18 protein-coding genes are annotated in these 19215 nt (G+C 66.5%); 12 read left to right on the forward strand and 6 right to left on the reverse strand.

Annotated features, from left to right (window positions below; all coding sequences use genetic code 11):
• Positions 1–136: 136 nt before the first annotated feature.
• The 3 genes from lysA to ACIBCN_RS41510 form a co-directional block, all read right to left on the reverse strand.
• Entirely contained in the window at positions 137–1480 is a 1344-nt protein-coding gene (lysA, locus tag ACIBCN_RS41500) for a diaminopimelate decarboxylase (protein ID WP_396997952.1), read from the reverse strand.
• A 153-nt stretch (positions 1481–1633) separates the two neighbouring features.
• Complete coding sequence (gene cmrA / locus ACIBCN_RS41505) at positions 1634–2437, reverse strand: mycolate reductase (RefSeq protein WP_396997954.1); 804 nt, start codon at positions 2435–2437, stop codon at positions 1634–1636.
• Between the two features lie 132 nt (positions 2438–2569).
• Positions 2570–3919: an MFS transporter gene (locus ACIBCN_RS41510; RefSeq protein WP_396997956.1), complete on the reverse strand. Its 1350-nt coding sequence runs from the start codon at positions 3917–3919 to the stop codon at positions 2570–2572.
• Between the two features lie 179 nt (positions 3920–4098).
• On the opposite strand from ACIBCN_RS41510, the gene ACIBCN_RS41515 reads away from it, so the two are divergent.
• Positions 4099–4656, forward strand: a complete 558-nt coding sequence (locus ACIBCN_RS41515; RefSeq protein WP_396997958.1) for a PadR family transcriptional regulator — start codon at positions 4099–4101, stop codon at positions 4654–4656.
• Between the two features lie 26 nt (positions 4657–4682).
• Positions 4683–6713 carry an FAD-dependent oxidoreductase gene (locus ACIBCN_RS41520; RefSeq protein ID WP_396997960.1) on the forward strand — a complete coding sequence of 677 codons (2031 nt, stop codon included), beginning with the start codon at positions 4683–4685 and terminating at the stop codon, positions 6711–6713.
• Positions 6714–6730: 17 nt separating this feature from the next.
• Here ACIBCN_RS41520 and ACIBCN_RS41525 read toward each other — a convergent pair whose 3' ends face one another.
• Entirely contained in the window at positions 6731–7417 is a 687-nt protein-coding gene (locus tag ACIBCN_RS41525) for a helix-turn-helix domain-containing protein (RefSeq protein WP_396997962.1), read from the reverse strand.
• A 204-nt stretch (positions 7418–7621) separates the two neighbouring features.
• Between ACIBCN_RS41525 and ACIBCN_RS41530 the strand changes: the two genes are divergently transcribed.
• Entirely contained in the window at positions 7622–8830 is a 1209-nt protein-coding gene (locus tag ACIBCN_RS41530) for a cytochrome P450 (protein WP_396997964.1), read from the forward strand.
• A gap of 55 nt (positions 8831–8885) precedes the next feature.
• Positions 8886–9251 carry a VOC family protein gene (locus tag ACIBCN_RS41535; protein ID WP_396997966.1) on the forward strand — a complete coding sequence of 122 codons (366 nt, stop codon included), beginning with the start codon at positions 8886–8888 and terminating at the stop codon, positions 9249–9251.
• 4 nt (positions 9252–9255) lie between these two features.
• Here the strand turns inward: ACIBCN_RS41535 and ACIBCN_RS41540 are convergent, their stop codons facing one another.
• Positions 9256–9822, reverse strand: coding sequence for a cupin domain-containing protein (locus ACIBCN_RS41540; protein ID WP_396997968.1), 567 nt, complete (start codon positions 9820–9822; stop codon positions 9256–9258).
• A gap of 158 nt (positions 9823–9980) precedes the next feature.
• On the opposite strand from ACIBCN_RS41540, the gene ACIBCN_RS41545 reads away from it, so the two are divergent.
• The gene (locus ACIBCN_RS41545) at positions 9981–10838 is read left to right on the forward strand and encodes a phosphatase PAP2 family protein (RefSeq protein WP_396997970.1); all 858 of its coding nucleotides are present in this window, start codon (positions 9981–9983) and stop codon (positions 10836–10838) included.
• A 193-nt stretch (positions 10839–11031) separates the two neighbouring features.
• Complete coding sequence (locus tag ACIBCN_RS41550; protein ID WP_396997972.1) at positions 11032–12423, forward strand: ATP-binding protein; 1392 nt, start codon at positions 11032–11034, stop codon at positions 12421–12423.
• On the opposite strand, the gene ACIBCN_RS41555 is transcribed toward ACIBCN_RS41550, so the two are convergent.
• Positions 12399–13073, reverse strand: a complete 675-nt coding sequence (locus ACIBCN_RS41555) for a response regulator transcription factor (protein WP_396997974.1) — start codon at positions 13071–13073, stop codon at positions 12399–12401. The genes ACIBCN_RS41550 and ACIBCN_RS41555 overlap by 25 nt on opposite strands.
• A 318-nt stretch (positions 13074–13391) precedes the next feature.
• On the opposite strand from ACIBCN_RS41555, the gene ACIBCN_RS41560 reads away from it, so the two are divergent.
• The 6 genes from ACIBCN_RS41560 (at position 13392) to ACIBCN_RS41585 (ending at position 19213) form a co-directional block, all read left to right on the forward strand.
• Complete coding sequence (locus tag ACIBCN_RS41560; RefSeq protein ID WP_396997976.1) at positions 13392–14201, forward strand: hypothetical protein; 810 nt, start codon at positions 13392–13394, stop codon at positions 14199–14201.
• A 124-nt stretch (positions 14202–14325) separates the two neighbouring features.
• Positions 14326–14889, forward strand: a complete 564-nt coding sequence (locus ACIBCN_RS41565; RefSeq protein ID WP_396997978.1) for a hypothetical protein — start codon at positions 14326–14328, stop codon at positions 14887–14889.
• A gap of 373 nt (positions 14890–15262) precedes the next feature.
• Positions 15263–16504, forward strand: coding sequence for an oxygenase MpaB family protein (locus tag ACIBCN_RS41570; protein ID WP_396997980.1), 1242 nt, complete (start codon positions 15263–15265; stop codon positions 16502–16504).
• A gap of 222 nt (positions 16505–16726) precedes the next feature.
• Positions 16727–17710: an alpha/beta hydrolase gene (locus ACIBCN_RS41575; RefSeq protein ID WP_396998060.1), complete on the forward strand. Its 984-nt coding sequence runs from the start codon at positions 16727–16729 to the stop codon at positions 17708–17710.
• A 265-nt stretch (positions 17711–17975) separates the two neighbouring features.
• Positions 17976–18389: a nuclear transport factor 2 family protein gene (locus tag ACIBCN_RS41580; RefSeq protein WP_396997982.1), complete on the forward strand. Its 414-nt coding sequence runs from the start codon at positions 17976–17978 to the stop codon at positions 18387–18389.
• A gap of 65 nt (positions 18390–18454) precedes the next feature.
• On the forward strand, positions 18455–19213 hold the full coding sequence (locus ACIBCN_RS41585; RefSeq protein ID WP_396997984.1) for an SDR family NAD(P)-dependent oxidoreductase: 759 nt from the start codon (positions 18455–18457) through the stop codon (positions 19211–19213).
• The last annotated feature ends 2 nt before the right edge of the window (positions 19214–19215 follow it).

Here is a 19215-nt window from a genome sequence, read left to right on the forward strand (position 1 = left end):
GAACTACGCCGCGGGACCGGGCGCGGGAAGGCTGCTTAGCGCAACGTTGACCACCCCCGACCTGATCTTGACGAATCGCTGACACGCCCGACCGCGCGGCGGGAACTGCCACGCGGTCCGGGGTGTCTCGGTCAGCTCAGCAGCCGACGTCGCGGCACATCAGGTCCGCGATGGTCTCCCGGCGCACCAGTTCCCGGCACTGCCCGTGCCGCACCGCGACGATCGGCGGGCGGCCGACGCTGTTGTACGACGAGGCCAGGCTGTGGTGGTAGGCGCCCGTGCACGGCACCGCGAGCACCTCGCCCGGGCGCAGGTCCACCGGCAGCTGCACGTCGGTGGCCAGGATGTCGCCCGCCTCGCAGAAGCGTCCGGCGACGGTCGCGGTCATGCTCGCGCAGGTGGGGTGCCGGTTCGCGACGACGACGCTGTAGCGCGCGCCGTACAGCGCGACGCGCGGGTTGTCGCTCATCCCGCCGTCGACGGTGACATAGGTGTGGCCGCCCTCGATGTGCTTGACCGACAGCACCCGATACAGCGTCACACCCGCGTGCGCGACGATGGCCCGGCCCGGCTCGAGCGAGATGCTGGGGCGCGGGAAGTGCTGCCGCGCGCAGGCCGCGTCGAGCGCGTCCTCGATGATGGCGGCGAGTTCGGTGAGGTTCATCTCGCTGTCGCCGGTGCGGTAGGCGACCGCGTGGCCGCCGCCGAGGTCGAGCTCGGTGAGCAGGTGCCCGTGGTCCTGCCGGACCCGCGCCATCTCGGCGACCACCCGGCGCACGGCCTCGCCGTAATAGTCCGGGTCGCTGATCTGCGACCCGAGGTGGCAGTGGAAGCCGACCAGGTTCAGCTTGGGCTGACGCAGAATCCGGGCCACCGCCTCCGCGGCCGTGTCGCCGCCGAGCGGGAAGCCGAACTTCTGATCGGTGACGCCGGTGCGCACCGCGGGGTGCCCGTGCACGTCGATGCCGGGGGACAGGCGAAGCAGCACGTTCTGCGAGTCGGTGACCAGCGCCGAGAGCAGGGTGATCTCGGCCAGCGAGTCGACCACGATCCGGCCGACGCCGGCCTTGATCGCGGCGGTGAGTTCATCGAACGATTTTCCGTTGCCGTGCATGATGATTCGGCGCGGGGCGACGCCTGCGGCCAGCGCGATGGCCAGCTCGCCGGACGAGCACACGTCCACCGACAGCCCCTCCTGGGCAACCCAGTTGGCGACCGCGCGGATCATCAATGCCTTACCCGCGTAGATGATTTCGGCCTCGGGGAAAGCCTTGCGGTAGGCCCGGCAGTGCTCCCTGACCTCGCGCTCGTCCAGGACATAGGTCGGAGTGCCGTACTGATCCGCGATGTCGGCCAGGGCTACCCCGCCGATCGTGATCCGGCCCGCGTCGTCGTAATGCGTGTCGCGCGGCCATACGGCCGAGTCGAGGCGTGAGGGCATCCCCGACTTCAGCGACGGGAAGATTTCCAGCAGCGTCACGGTGTCTCCTGTGTGCGCCCCCGCTATTCCGTATGCGGGGCCGTTGTCAGGACTACGCCGCTTTCCTCTTGGGCAAACGTTCAGCTTACGGGTGCTTGACGACCGGGAGCCCGATCTTGACGGATCCCTGACCCCGCGGTGACGGGGGTCTCCCTACCCGCCGAGCTTCTTGTAGAAGGCGCCCGCGATCGGCGCGGTCATGGCGCGCGGACCGTATTGGCCCGCCACGCTCATCCCCTTGCTGATCAGGCCGGGAACTATGCGCATCTTGTTGCGGGCCAGCGCGTCGATGGACACCTTCGCGGTGTACTCCGAGGACACCCACATGAAGTCGGGCACCAGCCGGTCGACGATCGACGCCTCGGCCGGATCCGGCACGTCGGTGCGCACCGGGCCCGGTGCCAGCAGGGTGACGTTGACGCCGGATCCCTTCAGCTCGCCGCGCAGCGACTCGGAGAAGGTGTTGGCGAATGCCTTGCTGGCCGCGTAGGTGGCGTTGTTCGGAATAGGCATGTTCCCCGCCGCCGATCCGCTGATCAGGATGCCGCCGCCCTTGCGAGCGATCATCCCAGGTAGCACCGCGAGCGTAAGGTCGTGCACCGCAACGGCATTCAGCTCCATCTGGGCACGCTCGTAATTCAGGTCCAGCTCGGCGACCGCCCCGAACGTGGCGATCCCCGCGTTGTTGCACAGAATCGCGATGTCGCGCGCCGTCAACTCCTCCACCAGCGCCGCGCGCTGCGCCCGATCGGCGAGGTCCACCGCCCGTACCTCGGCGGCGATCCCATGCGCCAGCGTCAACCGCTGCGCCAACTCGGTGAGCACCTCACCGCGCCGGGCAACCAGAATCAGCGAATAGCCGCGCGCGGCAAGTTCGGCGGCCAGCGCGGTGCCGATGCCAGCGGAGGCACCGGTGACAACCGCGCGATTCTCAGAAGTAGGGGAGGGCAAGCTCACGCCAGGAGCCTATGCGACGCGACCACGTCGCTGGGCACGCACGCCCTGGGATTCGGCGATGTCGAGGGGGAACTGGTGCTGGTAACGCGCGAGAACCGACTTACCTCAGTTCCCCCTCGATCGGATGCTCGGCTAGTTGGGGCGGGGTGTGGTGGCGATTTCGGTGGGGTCGGGGGAGCGGACCGGGAGTAGAGCCAGCAGTCCGACTGCGAGAACGAGGATGATGCCGATGATGCCCGCGCGGTCGTTGTCGAAGAACCAGACGAAGAGACCGAAGAAGGTGGGGGCCAGGAAGGAGACCGCGCGGCCGGTGGTGGTGTAAAGGCCGAAGAGCTGGCCTTCGCGGCCGGGTGGGGCTAGGCGGGCGAGGAAGGAGCGGGCCGCGGATTGGGCGGGGCCGACGAAGACGGTGAGCAGCAGGCCGAAGATCCAGAACATCAGTGGGCCGGAGACGACGAGCAGGGCGAGACCGCAGATGACCATCGAGACGAGCGAGACCACGATGACGATCTTCGGGCCGCCGCGGTCGTCGAAGCGGCCCGCGACGATCGCGCCAAGTGCGGCAACGACATTGGCGGCGATGCCGAAAAGCAGCACGTCGGAGTCGGCGATGCCGTACACCCGAACCGCAAGTACCGCACCGAAAGTGAACACCCCGGCGAGTCCGTCGCGGAAGATCGCGCTGGCGATCAGGAAGCCGGCCGTGCGCCGGTCGGCCGCCCACAGCTCGCGCAGATCGCGCGCCAGTACTCGATAGGACCTGAAGAACCCGGCGCTGGCCGCACCGGGATCGGCGTCGGTGCGCGGCAATTCGGGCACCGCGAACAGCACCGGTAGCGCGAACGCGGCGAACCAGACCGCCGCCACGATGGCTACCAGGCGGATATTGAGCCCGTCGTCGGTGGGGATGCCGAGCAGTCCGCGACTGTCACCGCTGCCGGAGATGAAGCCGAAGTAGCAGATCAGCAGCAAGAAGATGCCGCCGAAATAGCCCATCGCCCAGCCGAACCCGGACACGCGGCCGACCGTCGCCGGAGTCGACACCTGCCGCAGCATGGCGTTGTAGGGCACGCTGGCCAGCTCGAAGAACGCCGAGCCGAACCCGAGCAGCACCAGCCCGAGCCACAGATAGTGGTAGTCGTCGTGCACGAAGAACATCAGGGTCATCGACCCGATGCAGAGCCCGGTCAAAACGGCAAGGGAGCGTTTACGTTTCGCGGACGCGTCGAACCGTTGCCCGCTGACCGGTGCCGTCACCGCGACCACCAGGCCCACGAGCCCGAGTGCCCACCCCAGCCAGGCACTCGGCGAGATCCCGCCGGGCAGATCGTCACCGACCTTGTCGGTCAGATAGACCGAGAACACGAACGTCAGAATCACCGCGTTGAACGCCGACGATCCCCAATCCCAGAACCCCCACGCCACCACGTGCCCGCGCCCGGCGGCCTGCCCCACCGTCGCCCGCGCGTCCACCTCACTCATGACTGCTCCTCGCCGGCGCCGCGCTCCGCTGTCCGCGATGCGCGCGATAACTCGCGTCGCTCACTCATTGCCGCGCAGCCTAGTGCGATTTCGCCCACACAACGGGGGCAACACCCGACACCAAACCCAGGGTATGCACTCAGTTGCATAGTACCGTGTGTCACGGCTACTCTTGCCGCATGGCCCTCGAGCACGCGTTGCTGGTTTCGCTGACCGAGCGGGCCGGCTCGGGGTATGAGCTGGCCCGCCGCTTCGACAAGTCCATCGGGTACTTCTGGAGCGCGACGCATCAGCAGATCTACCGCGTGCTCAAGCGCATGGAGGAATCCGGCTGGCTGAACAGTGAGTCGGTGACCCAGGAGGGCAGGCCGGACAAGAAGGTGTACGCGGTGAGCGCGGCGGGCCGCGCCGAGCTGGCCCGCTGGATCGCCGAGCCGTCCGATACCAGCACCCCGCGCAACGAACTCGCGGTCAAGATCCGCGCCGCCGCGTACGGCGATATCGGTGCGCTGCGCGCCGAGGTCGCCCGGCACCGCGACGAACACTCCCAACGCCTCGACGTGTATCACCTCATCGAGAAACGCGACTTTCCGGCACCGGATCAGCTCTCCGGTACGGCTCTGCACCAGTACCTCGTCCTGCGCGCGGGCGTCCGCGTGGAGGCGGGGTTCGTCGAATGGTGCGACGAAGTTCTACACGCCCTGCACCCGCGCGCGACAGCCCCGCGCGCGGAATGACCAACGGAGAAAGGTGAGACTCGCCGATGAGCGCCTACCCTCATTTATTCGAGCCTCTTGATCTCGGCCACACCACCCTGCGTAATCGCGTGGTGATGGGGTCGATGCATACCGGCCTGGAAGACCGCGCCTGGGATACGAACAGGCTGGCCGCCTACTTCGCCGAACGCGCCCGCGGCGGTGTCGGCCTCATCATCACCGGCGGTTACGCGCCCAACCGCACCGGTTGGCTGCTGCCGTTCGGCGCCAAGCTGACCAACAAGTCCGAGGCCTACCGGCATCGCGCGATCACCAAGGCAGTGCACAAGGAGGGCGGCAAGATCGCCATCCAGATCCTGCACGCCGGCCGCTACTCCTACATGCCGGGCAGCGTCTCCGCTTCGTCGATCAAGGCGCCGATCAACCCGTTCCGGCCGCGCAAGCTCTCGGCCAAGGGTGTCGAGCAGACCATCGACGATTACGCGCGCTGCGCGAAGCTTGCCCAGTTCGCCGGGTACGACGGCTGCGAAATCATGGGTGGTGAAGGCTATTTCATCAACCAGTTCCTCGCGCCGCGCACCAACAAGCGCACCGACAAGTGGGGCGGCTCGCCGGAGAACCGGCGCCGTATCGCGGTGGAGATCGTGCGCCGCACCCGCGCCGCGGTCGGCCCCGACTTCATCATCGTGTTCCGGCTGTCCATGGCCGAACTGGTCGAGAAGGGTCAGACGTTCGACGAGATCGTCGCGCTGGCAAAGGAACTCGAAGCCGCGGGCGCGGACATCCTGAACACCGACATCGGCTGGCACGAGGCGCGGGTGCCCACCATCGTGACCTCGGTGCCGCGTGCGGCTTTCGTCGAGTTCACCGCGAAAATCACCCAGCAGGTGAACATTCCGGTCTGCGCGTCCAACCGGATCAACATGCCGGAGATCGCCGAGGAGATCCTGACTCGCGGTGACGCGCAACTGGTTTCGCTGGCTCGCCCGTTCCTCACCGACCCCGAATGGGTCAACAAGGCCAAGCAGGACCGGGTCGATGAGATCAACACCTGCATCGCCTGCAACCAGGCCTGCCTGGACCACGCCTTCGTGCACAAGACCGTGTCCTGCCTGCTGAACCCGCGCGCCGGACACGAGACCGAGCTGAAGCTGCTGCCCACCCGGCGCACCAAGCGGGTCGCGGTGGTCGGCGCGGGCCCGGCCGGGCTGTCCGCGGCGGTGAACCTCGCCGAGCGCGGGCACCACGTCGATCTGTTCGAGGCCGACGACAAGATCGGCGGCCAGTTCGACATCGCCCGCCGCATTCCGGGCAAGGAAGAATTCAACGAGTCGATCCGGTACTACCGCCGTAAGCTCGAAATCACTGGCGTGACGGTGCATTTGAACAAGCGGGTGACCGCCGCCGAACTCATCGCCGCCCGCTACGACGAGGTGGTGCTCGCCACCGGCGTAAAGCCGCGCATCCCGAACATCCCCGGCATCGACCATCCGATGGTGCTGTCCTACGCCGAGCTGGTCCGCGAGGAGCGCCCGGTCGGCAAGCGCGTCGCGGTGATCGGCGCGGGTGGCATCGGCTACGACGTCAGCGAATTCCTCACCGTCGAAGGACATCCCACGCTGAAGCTCGACGAGTGGAAGGAAGAGTGGGGCGTCAACGCCGAGGACGAGCAGGTCCGCGGTCAGCTCGCCAAGCCGAAGCCGTCGCCCGCCGCCCGCGAAGTCGTGCTGCTGCAACGCAAGTCGACCCCGTTCGGCAAGGACCTAGGCAAGACCACCGGCTGGGTGCACCGCGCCGCACTGAAGGCCAAGGGCGTCGATCACATCGGCGGCGTGAACTACGAGCGCATCGACGACAACGGCCTGCACATCAGCTTCGGCGAGAAACGGCAACGCCCGCAACTGATCCCGGTCGATAATGTGATCATCTGCGCAGGCCAGGAATCCGTCCGCGACCTGGAGGAGGAGCTGCGCGCCGCGGGCATGAACCTCTACCTCATCGGCGGCGCCGACCTCGCCTCCGAGCTGGACGCCAAGCGCGCCATCGACCAGGGCACCCGCCTGGCCGCCCGCCTCTGACCCGGACTTGGTGTCGCTCAGGGACGGTGCCAGCGTTGCACCACCAAGACCATCTCCCGGCCGAGGTAGTCGAGATATCGGCTGATCTCGTCCAGCCGGGCGCCCGCGGGCGTCGTCACGCCGAGGAGTTCAGCTCCGCGGCGGGCCGCCTCGACTCGTACGCCGGCGGCGCGGGCGAGGTTGAGAGTGGTGCGGTACCAGGTGGTGTCGTCGATGCAGTATCGTTCGCGGCGCGAATCACGTTCCCGGCGAACGAGATCGCGCTGCTCCAGCGCGGCGATGGCGGTGGAGACGGAGGCCGGGCTCACGTCGAGCCGGTGGACCAATTCGGCGGCGGTGAGGCTGCCGGAATCGGTGAGATGCAGGCACGTCATTATCCGGGCTTGCATCCTTGGCATGCCGTCGTAGACGAACAACTCGGTGAAGTGTGCCGCGAAATCGCGTATCGCCGCGGTGTCGGCCGTGAAGTCCGGCGAGGCTGCTGACTGCGGCGCGGGCGCTTTGCTTCGGCGCGCCCGCGCCGCGGTGGCCCGATGGGCTCGGTCGGCGCGGTAACGGCCGGGTCCGCCGTTGCGGGTCACCTCGCGGCTGATCGTCGAGGCCGGGCGTTCGAGCTGGCGGGCGATCTGGGTGTATCCCAGCCCGTCGGCCAGTCCGGCCGCGATGCATTCCCGCTCCCGCAGGGTGAGCCTGCCTCCTGGCATCGGTTCTCCTTCGTCATGCGTTCAGCGACATCTCATTGCATGTCGGGCACGCGGCGGTTGCGTTCGACGGCAAGGTCATTGCACGGATGAAACCGAATTTACCTGTGGTGATCCGGAATTGCAGCGCGATGTCTGTTGAGTAATCACTGAACGCAACCTAGCGTTCGAACCCTACTGAACTCGTGCGACAGTGAGGAATTCGACATGACCGAGCCGCTGACCGCCGCCGTCTCGTTGCCTACCACCCGTCCCGCGGGCTGCCCCTTCGATCCACCCGCTGAACTGGCGCAGATCCGTGAGCGGAACCCGTTGACCCGCATGGTTTTTCCGGACGGCCACCGGGGGTGGCTGGCGACCGGGCATGCCACGGTGCGCGCCATCCTTGCCGATCCGCGCTTCAGCGTGCGCCCCGAGCTCGGGCACTCCGCGCTGGCCGATCTCGGCCAACTGCCCCCGGCGCCGCCCGGTGCCTTTCTCAACCTCGACGCTCCCGAGCACACCCGCTATCGAAAGCTTTTGGCCGGCAAATTCACCGTTCGGCGGATGCGACTGCTCACCGAGCGGGTAGCGCGGATCAGCACAGACTATCTCGACGCTATGGCACGAGCCGGTGGCCCGGTGGATCTGGTGACCGCATTCGTCCGTCCGATTCCGGCGCTGATGATCTGTGAACTGCTCGGTGTGCCCGAAGCCGATCGAGATCGGTTCCAGCGCTTGGTGACCGATCTGGTCGTCCAGCTGAACGACCTGGCGGTGGCCGCGGAAGAGCATGTCGAACAAGGCCTCATCGTCCTCGAGGAGGCCCAGGAATACCTGCGCGACCTCGTCGCCGCCAAACGCGCCGACCCGACCGACGACCTGCTCAGTGATCTGACCAGCACCGATCTCGCGGACGTCGAACTCGCCGGAGTTGCCGTGCTGCTGCTGATCGGCGGCTTCGAGACCACCGCGAATACGCTGGCACTCAGCACTTTCGCGCTGCTGTGCCACCCAGAGCAGCTGACCGCACTGCGCGCCGATCCCGATCGGGCGGTCGAGGAGTTGCTGCGCTACGTGTCTGTCGTGCACACCATGACCCGCTCCGCCCTCGCGAATGTGGAACTGGCCGGGCAGGTGATCAAAGCCGGTGAAACGGTGGCGCTTTCGGTGCAGGCCGCCAATCGCGATCCGGCCGGGTTCGACGATCCGGACAGTCTCGATCTGCGCCGTAATGCGGTGGGACATGTGGGTTTCGGACACGGCATCCACCAGTGCCTCGGTCAGCAGCTGGCCAGGGTCGAGTTACGCACCGCGTTGCCCGCGTTGGTATCCCGGTTTCCGAATCTGCGGCTAGCGGTGCCCGCGGACGAGGTTCGGATGCGGCCAGACGGTCTCGGTGTTTATGGTGTGCAACAACTTCCGGTCACCTGGTAAGCCTTGCCCGCGCCAGGCGTCAAGGGATGCCCTGGTACGCCACTATGGTGGACCGATGGCACCGGTCAAGCAGGTTCAAATCACCTTCGACTGCGCGGAACCCGAGCGCGTCGCTCTTTTCTGGAGCGCGGTGCTCGGATACGAGCATCAGGGTTCGGCAGCCGTTGATCCCACGGGTGTTGGCCCACGCCTGTACTTTCAGCGCGTTCCGGAAGAAAAGGTTGTCAAGAATCGGGTACATCTCGACGTACGGGTCGGCACCGGGCTCGCGGGTGCAGAACGCCTGGCCGCACTCGAGGCCGAGTGCGTACGACTGGTCGCACTCGGCGCGGTACGCGGGCAATTACTGCGTGCTGATGGGGTGAACGAGTCGTGCCAGTTGATGCAGGACATCGAGGGCAACGAGTTCTGCCTCGACTGAAGGGCTAGCGCTTTGGGATGCCGCGGTGCTCCGCGCCGACCATGACGGCGACGAGAACCGACGGTTCGTCGCCGTCGTTGCGCCAGCTGTGCACCACGCCGTTGATCACCAGCCAGTCGCCCGGACTCAGGCGAACCTCGTTGTCCGCCAACACGAATACCGATTCGCCGGACAACTGCATCACGCAGTCGACGGTCGCGCTGGCGTGCATGCCCGCGACGCCGGGCCGCGAGCCATAGCTGCCTGGCGGGTTCGGGTCGACCAGGAATCCGAGCTGCGCCAGGAGTTCCGGGTCGTGTAGCTCCTCGGACAACGTGTCAGGGTCGTACCTGGGCGGGAGGGCCAACTGGAGCACCTTGAGTCCGCTTTGCGGCGGGACCTGCGAGTCGGCTACCGCCGGTGCGGTGCCGTCGTCCGGGAGGGTCACGGTGTCGTCGGCCGACCAGATCGCCCATCGCCCACCGAATTCCGGTGGCGCCATGGACGGCACCTGCTCGTCGCCGACCACGATGGCCTTGCCGGTGCCGTCGTGGCCGGTGACGACCCGGCGAACAGTTTCGTAATCAGTCATAGGCCCCACCTTGCTCGCTGGCTGATCCGTACGCAAGGGAATATTGACCGCCGGTCCAGTTAATCTATTGGGAAGCGGGTGGGCCACCGCCGCGCAGGAAGGCCCGTGCCCGACGCGGTCTCAGCGTTTCCACAGCGTGCCCCGCACAGACTGGCGCCATGTCCGCCGTCGTCGAATTGCTCGATACCTTCGTGACCGAAGTATCCACCGAAGCCGCCACCGCCGAGATCGCGATCACCGTCGCCGCGATTGCCGCGGTAGTCCTGGTTGGTTCGCTGCTCGCCAACCGCTATCAGCTCACCAGGGCCAGACCCGAGTATTGGCGGATCGTGCGAGCGGTGGCGCTCGCGATCGTGTTCGCGACGCTGGCGGTGCAGGTGGCTCGGTCGGGATGGTTGACCGGTGCGGACGCGGTGACGCTGGAGTGGTTTCGCACCCACCGCAACCCCGCGCTCACCACCGTGGCGTTGGTCATCACCGACGCAGGCAGTCCGGTCGGGCTGGCGGTGGTCGGAGTCCTGCTCGCGGGTGTGGCCGGGTGGCGTCTTCGCACCTCGGGCGCCGCGGTGCTGGTGTTGGGCGTCGTCGCGGTGAGCTTCGGGGCAAGCACGCTGACCAAGCTCGCAGTCGCGCGCGCACGTCCACCGGCCGCGGTTGCGCTGGTGAGCGAAACCGACTTCTCCTTCCCGTCAGGGCACGTGACCGGAACAACCGCACTGGCCGGGGCCGTGCTGCTGGCGTATCTGAGCGGGCGACCCAGCATTGTGCGCCGGGTAGCAGCGGTATTGCTGTCCAGCACCGTAGTTGTGCTGGTCGCGGCGACCCGGCTGTATTTGGGCGTGCATTGGCTCACCGACGTAATCGGTGGTGCCTTGCTCGGCGTCACGATGGTGTTGTTCGGGGCGGTGATAGCGCCGCGGCTGCTTTCGCGTGCCGTGCGACCGGCCGCTGCGGCTGCTGCGGTCGGCCACGACGATGCGATTCCAACGCATGGAATGTCTCGTGCGGCAACATGATTCACTGCCGTAGCGCGCCTGCCCGCCTCGACGGGTCGTCGCCGCGTTGCGGCGTCGTGTGCTCGCCGGCATTGTCGATCCGTGCGTTCGGCGATGCACGGAGAAGGGCAGCCGCGGGTTCGGTCCGGATTGATCGCGGTGTTCTGCTGCCCGTGCCGCGGCAATGTCGGGGAGGGGCTGCATGATGGCGGTCATGGTTGATCTGTCGATCCTGGTGCGACCCGCCCGCTGGGGTCTGCGGGTGCGCTCGGCGGTCCTGAGCACCGCGGTCCTCGCGGTCGTGTTCGGCCTGGGCGCGCTGGCGGCGCTGTGGCTGATGTATCAGTCGCTGCTCGAATCGGTGGATTCCACTGCCGCTGGGCGAGCGAGCGAACTGGCCGGGCAACTGGCCCAACGCTCGCCCGCGCAAGCAGACGACGCACTGTTCGCCCGCGACCGTGCCGTGGTCGCCGTGCAGGTGATCGACTCCGCGGGCGTCGTCGTGCGTGCGTCCTCGGACACCGCGACGACCCCGCTCGTCACGCCGCTGCCGGAAGCGGTGACCGGGTTCGAGGCCCTCGGCCAAGACGATGTCCGCGCCGCGACGCGCACGGCGACGGGACTATCCGGGCGCTTCACGGTGCTGGTCGCGGTCAGCAACGAGGAGTCCGAGGAGACGGTCCGCAATGTCGCGGCGGTGGTGGGTGTCGTGGCTCCGCTGGTGCTGCTTGCCTCCGCAGCGGCGACCTACGCCCTGGTGGGCCGGTCACTGACATCGGTGGAGGCAATCCGGCGACAGGTCGCCGCGATCGATGCCGACCGGCTCGGCGACCGGGTACCGGTCCCGCAGGCCGACGATGAGATCGCCGGGTTGGCGGTGACGATGAACGCGATGCTCGACCGTATCCAGGCCGCCGATACCGCGCAGCGGCGCTTCATCGCCGACGCCTCCCATGAGCTGCGCAGCCCGCTGGCCACGGTCATCGCCGCGCTCGAACTCGGCCGTGACAACCCCGGCATGCTCGACACCGACATGATCGACCGGACCGCGCTGCCCGAAGCCCACCGGATCAAACACCTCATCGAGGACATGCTGACTCTCGCGGCGGCCGACGAGAACGCGCTCACACTGGCCCGCGTCGATGTCGATCTCGACGATATCGCCGCCGCGGTCGTGGTCACCGCCCGGCACGACCACCCGCTGCTGTCGGTGCACGCCGACCTCGCTCCTGCCCGGGTGGTCGGCGATCCGGGCGCGCTGCAGCGCGTGATCCGCAACCTCACCGACAATGCCGCCGCGCACGCGCGCACCCGCATCGATGTGCGCGTGGATGGCACCGACACGATCGCGCGCGTCGTCGTAGAGGATGACGGGCCGGGAATTCCTGTCCCCGAACGTGACCGGGTCTTCCAGCGCTTCGTCCGGCTCCAAGATGATCGAGCCCGCAACTCCGGCGGCACCGGGCTCGGATTGGCGATTGTCGCCGAAATTGTTCGCGCACACCATGGTTCGATCGAGATCGGTGAATCACCAACCGGCGGGGCGCGATTGGTCGCCGAATTCCCGACAGCGGGGGCGGCTCAGCCGGATTCGCTGAGTACGTAGCCGACGCCTCGGCGCGTTTCGATGCTCGACCGGCCGAAGGGGACGTCGATCTTGCGCCGCAGGTAGCCGACATAGACCTCGACCACGTTCTCCGGGCCGTCGTAGTGGGCATCCCACACGTTGTGCAGGATCTCGGCCTTGGTCACCACGATCTCCTTGCGGCTCATCAAATACTCGAGCAAGCCGAACTCGCGGGGCGTCAACCCGATCTCCACGTCACCGCGATACACGGTGCGCCGCGCCGGATCCAAGGCCAGATCACCGGCCTGCAAAATCGTCTGCTGCTGCGGGGTCCGCCGCCGCAGCAAGGCCCGCAGCCGAGCAGTCAGGACTACGAACGAGAACGGCTTGCTCAGGTAGTCGTCGGCCCCTAAGTCCAGAGCATCGGCCACCTCGTGGTCCCCGTCCTTGGCGGTCAGCATCAGCACCGGTGTGCGCACATCGCGCGTCCGAATCGCGCGCAGCACCTGATAGCCACTCGCGCCCGGCAGCATGATGTCGAGGATGATCACGTCGAAGTCCTCGTGCAGCGCCCGCTCGATGCCCTCGGGACCGGTCGCGGCCACCGAGACGACGAATCGCTCCAACGCCAGCCCGCGCACGATGGTCTCGGCCAGGCGCGCTTCGTCCTCCACCAGCAACACCCTCATCGGGGCTCGATCTCCTCTCCTCGGGTCACGATCGGAAACGGGCTCCCCGCCAACTCTGGCAGGTTACGAGGCCGGACCGGGGGCGTTGATCGCAGTGCGGGTTTCTCAGCGTGGTCACAGCGGCTGATGGTTACCGTCGCTGGCTGTGGAGCAGAGGACGCAATGCAAGCAGACTCGACCCGCGCACCGAATTACAGGCACTGACCATCTTGCTCACCATGCTCGGCCAGCAACGATCACCGATTTCACCAGCACTTCCAATGCCCCTGGCGTACACCGTATCTCGATGCGAACAAGTCACCGGACAAGGAACCCCACATGGCAACGGCACCGTCGAGCGACTACAAGCTTCCCCAAATCACCGCAGGTTTCTGGATCCTGAAAATCGCCGCGACCACCCTCGGTGAAACCGGCGGTGATCTGCTTGCCCAAACGTTGGGCCTGGGCTATGCCGCCGCGTCGGTGCTGTTCCTCGCGATCTTCACGCTCAGCCTGCTCACCCAGTTGGGCGCCCGCCGCTTCCATCCCGCCCTGTATTGGACGGTCATCGCCGCCACCAGTACCGCAGGTACAACCATTTCAGATCTGCTCAACCGCGGCCCCGGATCGGGCACCTCCACCGACGGCGGCCTCGGATACGGTGGCGGCGCCGCGATCCTGATCGCCGGTCTCGCCATCGTTTTCCTCATCTGGAAACTGAGCGGGCAAACCTACGACGTCTCCGCCATCACCAGCCTGCGCGGCGAAATCCTTTACTGGTCAGCGATTCTGCTGTCCAACACCCTCGGCACGTCGGTGGGCGACTACCTCTCCGACAGCTCCGGACTGGGCTACTGGGGCAGCGCGGTACTCATCGCTGCCGTGATGGCCCTCATCCTCGTCGCGCACTACCGCACCCGCATTTCTGGTGTGTTGCTCTTCTGGATGGCGTTCGTGCTCACCCGGCCTCTCGGTGCGACCGTGGGGGACCTGCTGTCCAAGCCACATGCCAAGGGCGGGTTGGGATTCGGCACCTGGGGTACCAGCGCGGTGCTGCTACTGATCCTGGTCCTCGGCGTCGGACTACACCACAACCGACGCCGGACGCCCGCGCCTGCCGAACGCGTCGAGGACCTCGAGGGCGTGTAACCGGCCCTGCCAGGGGAACACGAGCCCGCGTGAATCGGTGAGAGCGCGGTGAAACTCGCGTGAGACTGCCGGCGCCGACACTTCGATGTGTACTTATCCATCGGTCACATATCTGGGGGCACCCATGAAATCCCTGAATACCACCTTTTCCGCGGCACGGACGGCCGCAACGGCTTTGCTCGTCTCGGCCGTCGCCGCGACCACGGTGGGCGCGGCTGGTCCCGCGCACGCCGAGTTCGCGTACTGGCTCATGTACAACCGGGGTACCGGCCAGTGCATGACCACCGAGAACGACCCGCACAACGGGATCGGCGGCACCGCCCGATTCGCTCCATGCAACTCCGGTGATCGACGTCAGTGGTGGCTGCGCGCGACGACCGGGCAGGACACGGTCGCGTTCAGCACCCATGATCTGACGTCGCGTGGCAAACATCAGTGCCTCGAAAATGCCCCGGGTGGTTGGGGTTTGGCCTTCCTCGGTGTCTGTGACATCGGGAACTTCCGGCAGAACTTCACCCTCGAATACGTCTTCTTGCCCGACGGCACCGCCACCATTGTCTACAAGGCTGCGTTGGACACCCGCCGCCTCAGCGTCCCCTACGCCGCGGGCACGTCCTATGTCACGATCCGCAATGACTTCCCGAACGAAGATCCGCGGATGCAATGGGACCAGCTCGGCACGCCGTGACATTCGAGGGTGCGCGATCGGCACCGCGGGGTGTGTCGATCGCATCGAGTAAGTGACTGATGGTTATCGATGCTCATGACTTGCGGTCATGGTGTGGGATGGCTACCAACTCGATGGCTCATCTGTTGTAGTCCTGTTGCTACGAAGCTGAGTACATCGTGAAATATCCAGCCAGCTCGGGCTTTTGGCCTCGAAAAGCTGGCGCAATGACCGCGCAGTGAGAGAGATTTTGTGTCAGTTTCTCAAACTCGATACATAGGGCCCGCCTGCTTGCTAAGTTAATGACTATTCTTCCATCGAATGGCGCGAATCGGCACTACCCGCCGTCCCTGCGCCGTCCCGATGGCGTCAGGACTCGGCGAGGAGTAGCGACATGGATGGATTCAGCAGACGCAACGCATTGAAGGCGGGCGGGGCGTTGAGCGCGTTCGGCGCACTGGCGGTGGTGTCCCCGGCCAGGGCGGAGCCGTGGACATGGTCACCGGGTGGCTCGGTGGCGGGCAGCGGTTCCGGAGTCGATCCGCTGACGGTGTGGGATGCCGAGGCGGACCCGCTGGTTGCGGCACTGATCGACCGTGGCGACGTACCGAGGGTGAACGAGCTCTTGCGCACGTGGACCAGAAACGGTCAGCCGTTGCCTGCCGGATTGCCCACGGAGCTAAGGGATTTCATGGAGTACGCCCGTCAGCTCCCGCAGTGGACAGACCAGGGCGAACTGGCCACCGCGGTCCAGTTCAACAAGAAGCGCGGCCTGTATCTCGGTGTGTTGTACGGATTGGCCAGCGGCATGATGAGCACCGTCATTCCGAAGGAGGCGCGGGCGGTCTACTACTCCAAGGGTGGTCAGGACCTGAAAGACCGCATCTCCAAGACCGCGAAACTCGGCTACGACATCGGGACCGCGAATGCCTATGCCCCCGATGGTGAAATGGTCGTGACATGCGTCAAGACCCGGCTGGTGCATGCCGCGGTTCGCCACCTGCTGCCGCAGTCGCCGCATTGGGTGCACTCCGCCGAGGAGGACATTCCGATCAGCCAGAACGACATCATGGTTACCTGGCACAGCCTGCCGACGACCGTCATGAAGCAGCTGACCGCGTGGCAGGTGCCCATCCCGGGCAATGAGTCGGACGCGTTCCTGCATTCGTGGCAGGTGTGTGCGCACCTGCTCGGCGTCCGCGACGAATACATCCCCAATTCGTGGTCCGAGGCCAATGCGCAGGCCGCGCAGGTGCTCGATCCGATTCTGCAGCCGACTCCCGAGGGCGTCGCGCTGGCCGACCGGCTGCTGCGGCTCGGCGTGAACATCGACCTCACCGTGCTGAGTAAGCCGGTCCTCGGCGCGTTCACCCGATTCCTGCTCGGCGACAAGATCGCCGACGGGTTGGCCATTCCGAGGGAGCCGGTCTGGGATCCGCTGCTCCGGGTGAGCTGGGGACCGTTCATCGCGGTGCGCGAGGGCTTGCTGCCCGTCGTCCCACTAGCGCCGGACGCTTACTGGCTGTTCGACGAGTTCCTGCGCCAAGCCGCACTGATCTACCTGGCCGAACTGCGCCTGCCGATCAGCATCGAGATCCCGCAGCTGAACCGGGACATGAGCCAGCCACCGCGCTGACCGGGACCCGCCGGAAACAATCGGCGATCGGACCAAACCGCCGCCGCAACCAACGCGAATCCCCTTGCAATGCCGTACCAGGACAGCGGCGTCCTGGTACGTCACCGCAATGCCGCTCCAGGACAGCGACGTCCCGGTGCGTCATCGGCCACCGTGGCCGGACGGTAAGCAAGCGAGAGGGGCTGCGACTTGAGAACACGGCGATCGACACGGAGGAGAACGCTGCACTGGGTGCTTGCCGGTGCGGTGGCCGCCGCGGGCCTGGTCGGCGCGGCAGGCACCGCCACCGCGGCACCGGGCGTGGTTTCGGTGCAGGACGTGAACGACCGGCAACAGGTGGTCACGGTCTTTTCACCCGCGATGAATCGGCCGATCCCGGTGCAGATCATCCGCGCCGCGGACCGGGCTACGCCACGGCCGACGCTGTATCTGCTCAACGGCTCCGGCGGCGAGCCGAACGAGAGCGGTTGGGACGTGCAGACCGACGCGGTGAGCTTCTTGAGCGGCAAAGACATCAACGTGGTGACGCCGTTCGGTGGCGCCAATTCGTATTACACCGACTGGATTCGCCCGGACGCCGTGCTCGGCTACAACAAGTGGCAGACGTTCCTCAATGACGAACTGCCGCCGGTCATCGAGGGGTTCTTGGGTGCCAATGGCAATCGCGCGCTGGCGGGCGTGTCGATGAGTGGCACCTCGGTGCTGAACCTGGCGATCGCCAAGCCCGGCTTCTGGAACAGCGTGGCGTCCTACAGCGGGTGCGCGCAGACCTCGGACCCGGTCGGGCACGAGTTCGTCCGGCTCACCGTGGAGAACTGGGGTGGCGGGCAAAGCGTCGAGAACATGTGGGGCCCCGCCGACGGGCCGCTGTGGCGCGCCAATGATCCGCTGGTCAACGCGGAACGCCTGCGCGGAACCTCCGTCTATTTGAGTGCGGGCAGCGGCATCGCGGCCGCTCCGCACGACACCCCGTTCGATCGACGCGTGCAGGAGGGGCGGATTCCGCTGCCGGTACAGATCGCGTTCGGCGGGCCGATCGAGGCGGCCATCCATTTCTGCACGGTGAATCTGACGAACCGGCTGCACGAATTGAACATCCCGGTAACCTTCGACGATCGCCCAGTCGGTACCCATTCGTGGGGCTACTGGGAGGACGACCTGCGCACCTCATGGCCGTTCCTCGCGCAAGCGCTCGGCAGCCAGTGACCTGAGATCGTCACCGTTTCGGGCTTGTCATCGTCGCCATGCTCGATTCGGTGTTCAGCTACCCACTCACGGCCGGATACAGCACCGTCACCGCCAGCCACAGAGCGGGATTGCGGGGCGGCAGATCGAAAAGGTGCGGCCGCCAGAGCAGCGCCACATCCCACTACCTAGGGCGCACAACAGTCGACCGCCCGGTGAGAGCTGGCAGGGTGACATCGTCCGTTTTCCGCCAGCTTCTCAGTCGAATATTTGTAGCGTCGACGAGGTGACTCGAGACAACAAAGCCGTCGTGCGGAACGCGTGGAAAGCATTCGCGACACACGACTTCGACGCGATTTCCGCATGCTTCACCGAAGACGCCGAATGGCTCGCGCCCCCGAACAACGCCACTGCCGCCTTTCTGGACGGCCCGAGCCACCTGATCGGCCGGGCGGTCATCGCGGACTTCCTCGCCCACGGCTTCCCGAAGCTGTTCGTCAAGGACGTCGCCATCGCCTTCCGCGGCTTCTATGCCGACGGCGACTGCGTCATCGTCGAGGAAACGATGAGTGCCACCCTCATCAACGGCAACGCCTACGAAAACGACTACTGCTTGATCTTCGAACTCCGTGACGGCCTGATCCACCGCGTCCGCGAATACATGGACACCGCCCGCGGCCACCGGATGATCTTCGGGTAGCCGCTTGCTGCCGAGGAAAGCCCGGCCGACCGCATGTCTCGGCCCGGTTGTCTAGCATCGGGCGTATGGCGCTTTCGTATGTGGTGACCGGTGGCGGACGGGGGATCGGGCGGGGGATCGTGGAGCGGCTGCTCGGCCAGGAGAATGTTGTAGTCGCCGTCGAACGGGATGCCGAGGCGCTGGAATGGGCTGGGGGCCGGGTGATTCCGTTGCTCGGTGATGCGTCGGCCGAAGCGATTGCCGAGGAGGCCGCGGATCTCGCGCAGCAGGCGGGCACGTTGACGGGCTGGGTGAACAACGCGGCCGTATTCCGTGACGCCTCAGTGCATTCCGATTCCGCAGAATGTGTCGTCAATCTGATCACGGCCAACCTGGCTCCGGCGGTCGTCGGCTGCACCACCGCCGTTCGCCGGTTCTTGAACGCCGCCACCCCCGGTGCGATCGTGAATATCACCTCGCATCAAGCGCAACGGGCGGTGCCGGGTGCGCTGCCCTATAGCACCGCGAAAGCCGCGATCGAGGGACTCACCCGTGCGCTAGCAGTCGAGTACGGCCCGAAGGGGATTCGAGTGAACGCGGTGGCGCCCGGGTCGGTCGCGACCGAGCGTTATGCCGAATTCCTTGCGGCCCTTGATCCTTCGGTGGCGGGCAAGGTGGAGCGGGAGCTGGCGGAGCTGCATCCGATCGGCCGGGTCGCGACCACCGGGGAGGTGGCCGCGGCCGTGGCGTATTTGCTGTCGGCGGACGCGAGCTTTGTCACCGGTGTGGTGTTGCCGGTGGATGGTGGGCGCTCGGTGCTGGCATTTGATCCCGAGGCGCGCTGAGT

The sequence above is a fragment of the Nocardia sp. NPDC051052 genome (assembly GCF_044456045.1).
Taxonomy (GTDB): Bacteria; Actinomycetota; Actinomycetes; order Mycobacteriales; family Mycobacteriaceae; genus Nocardia.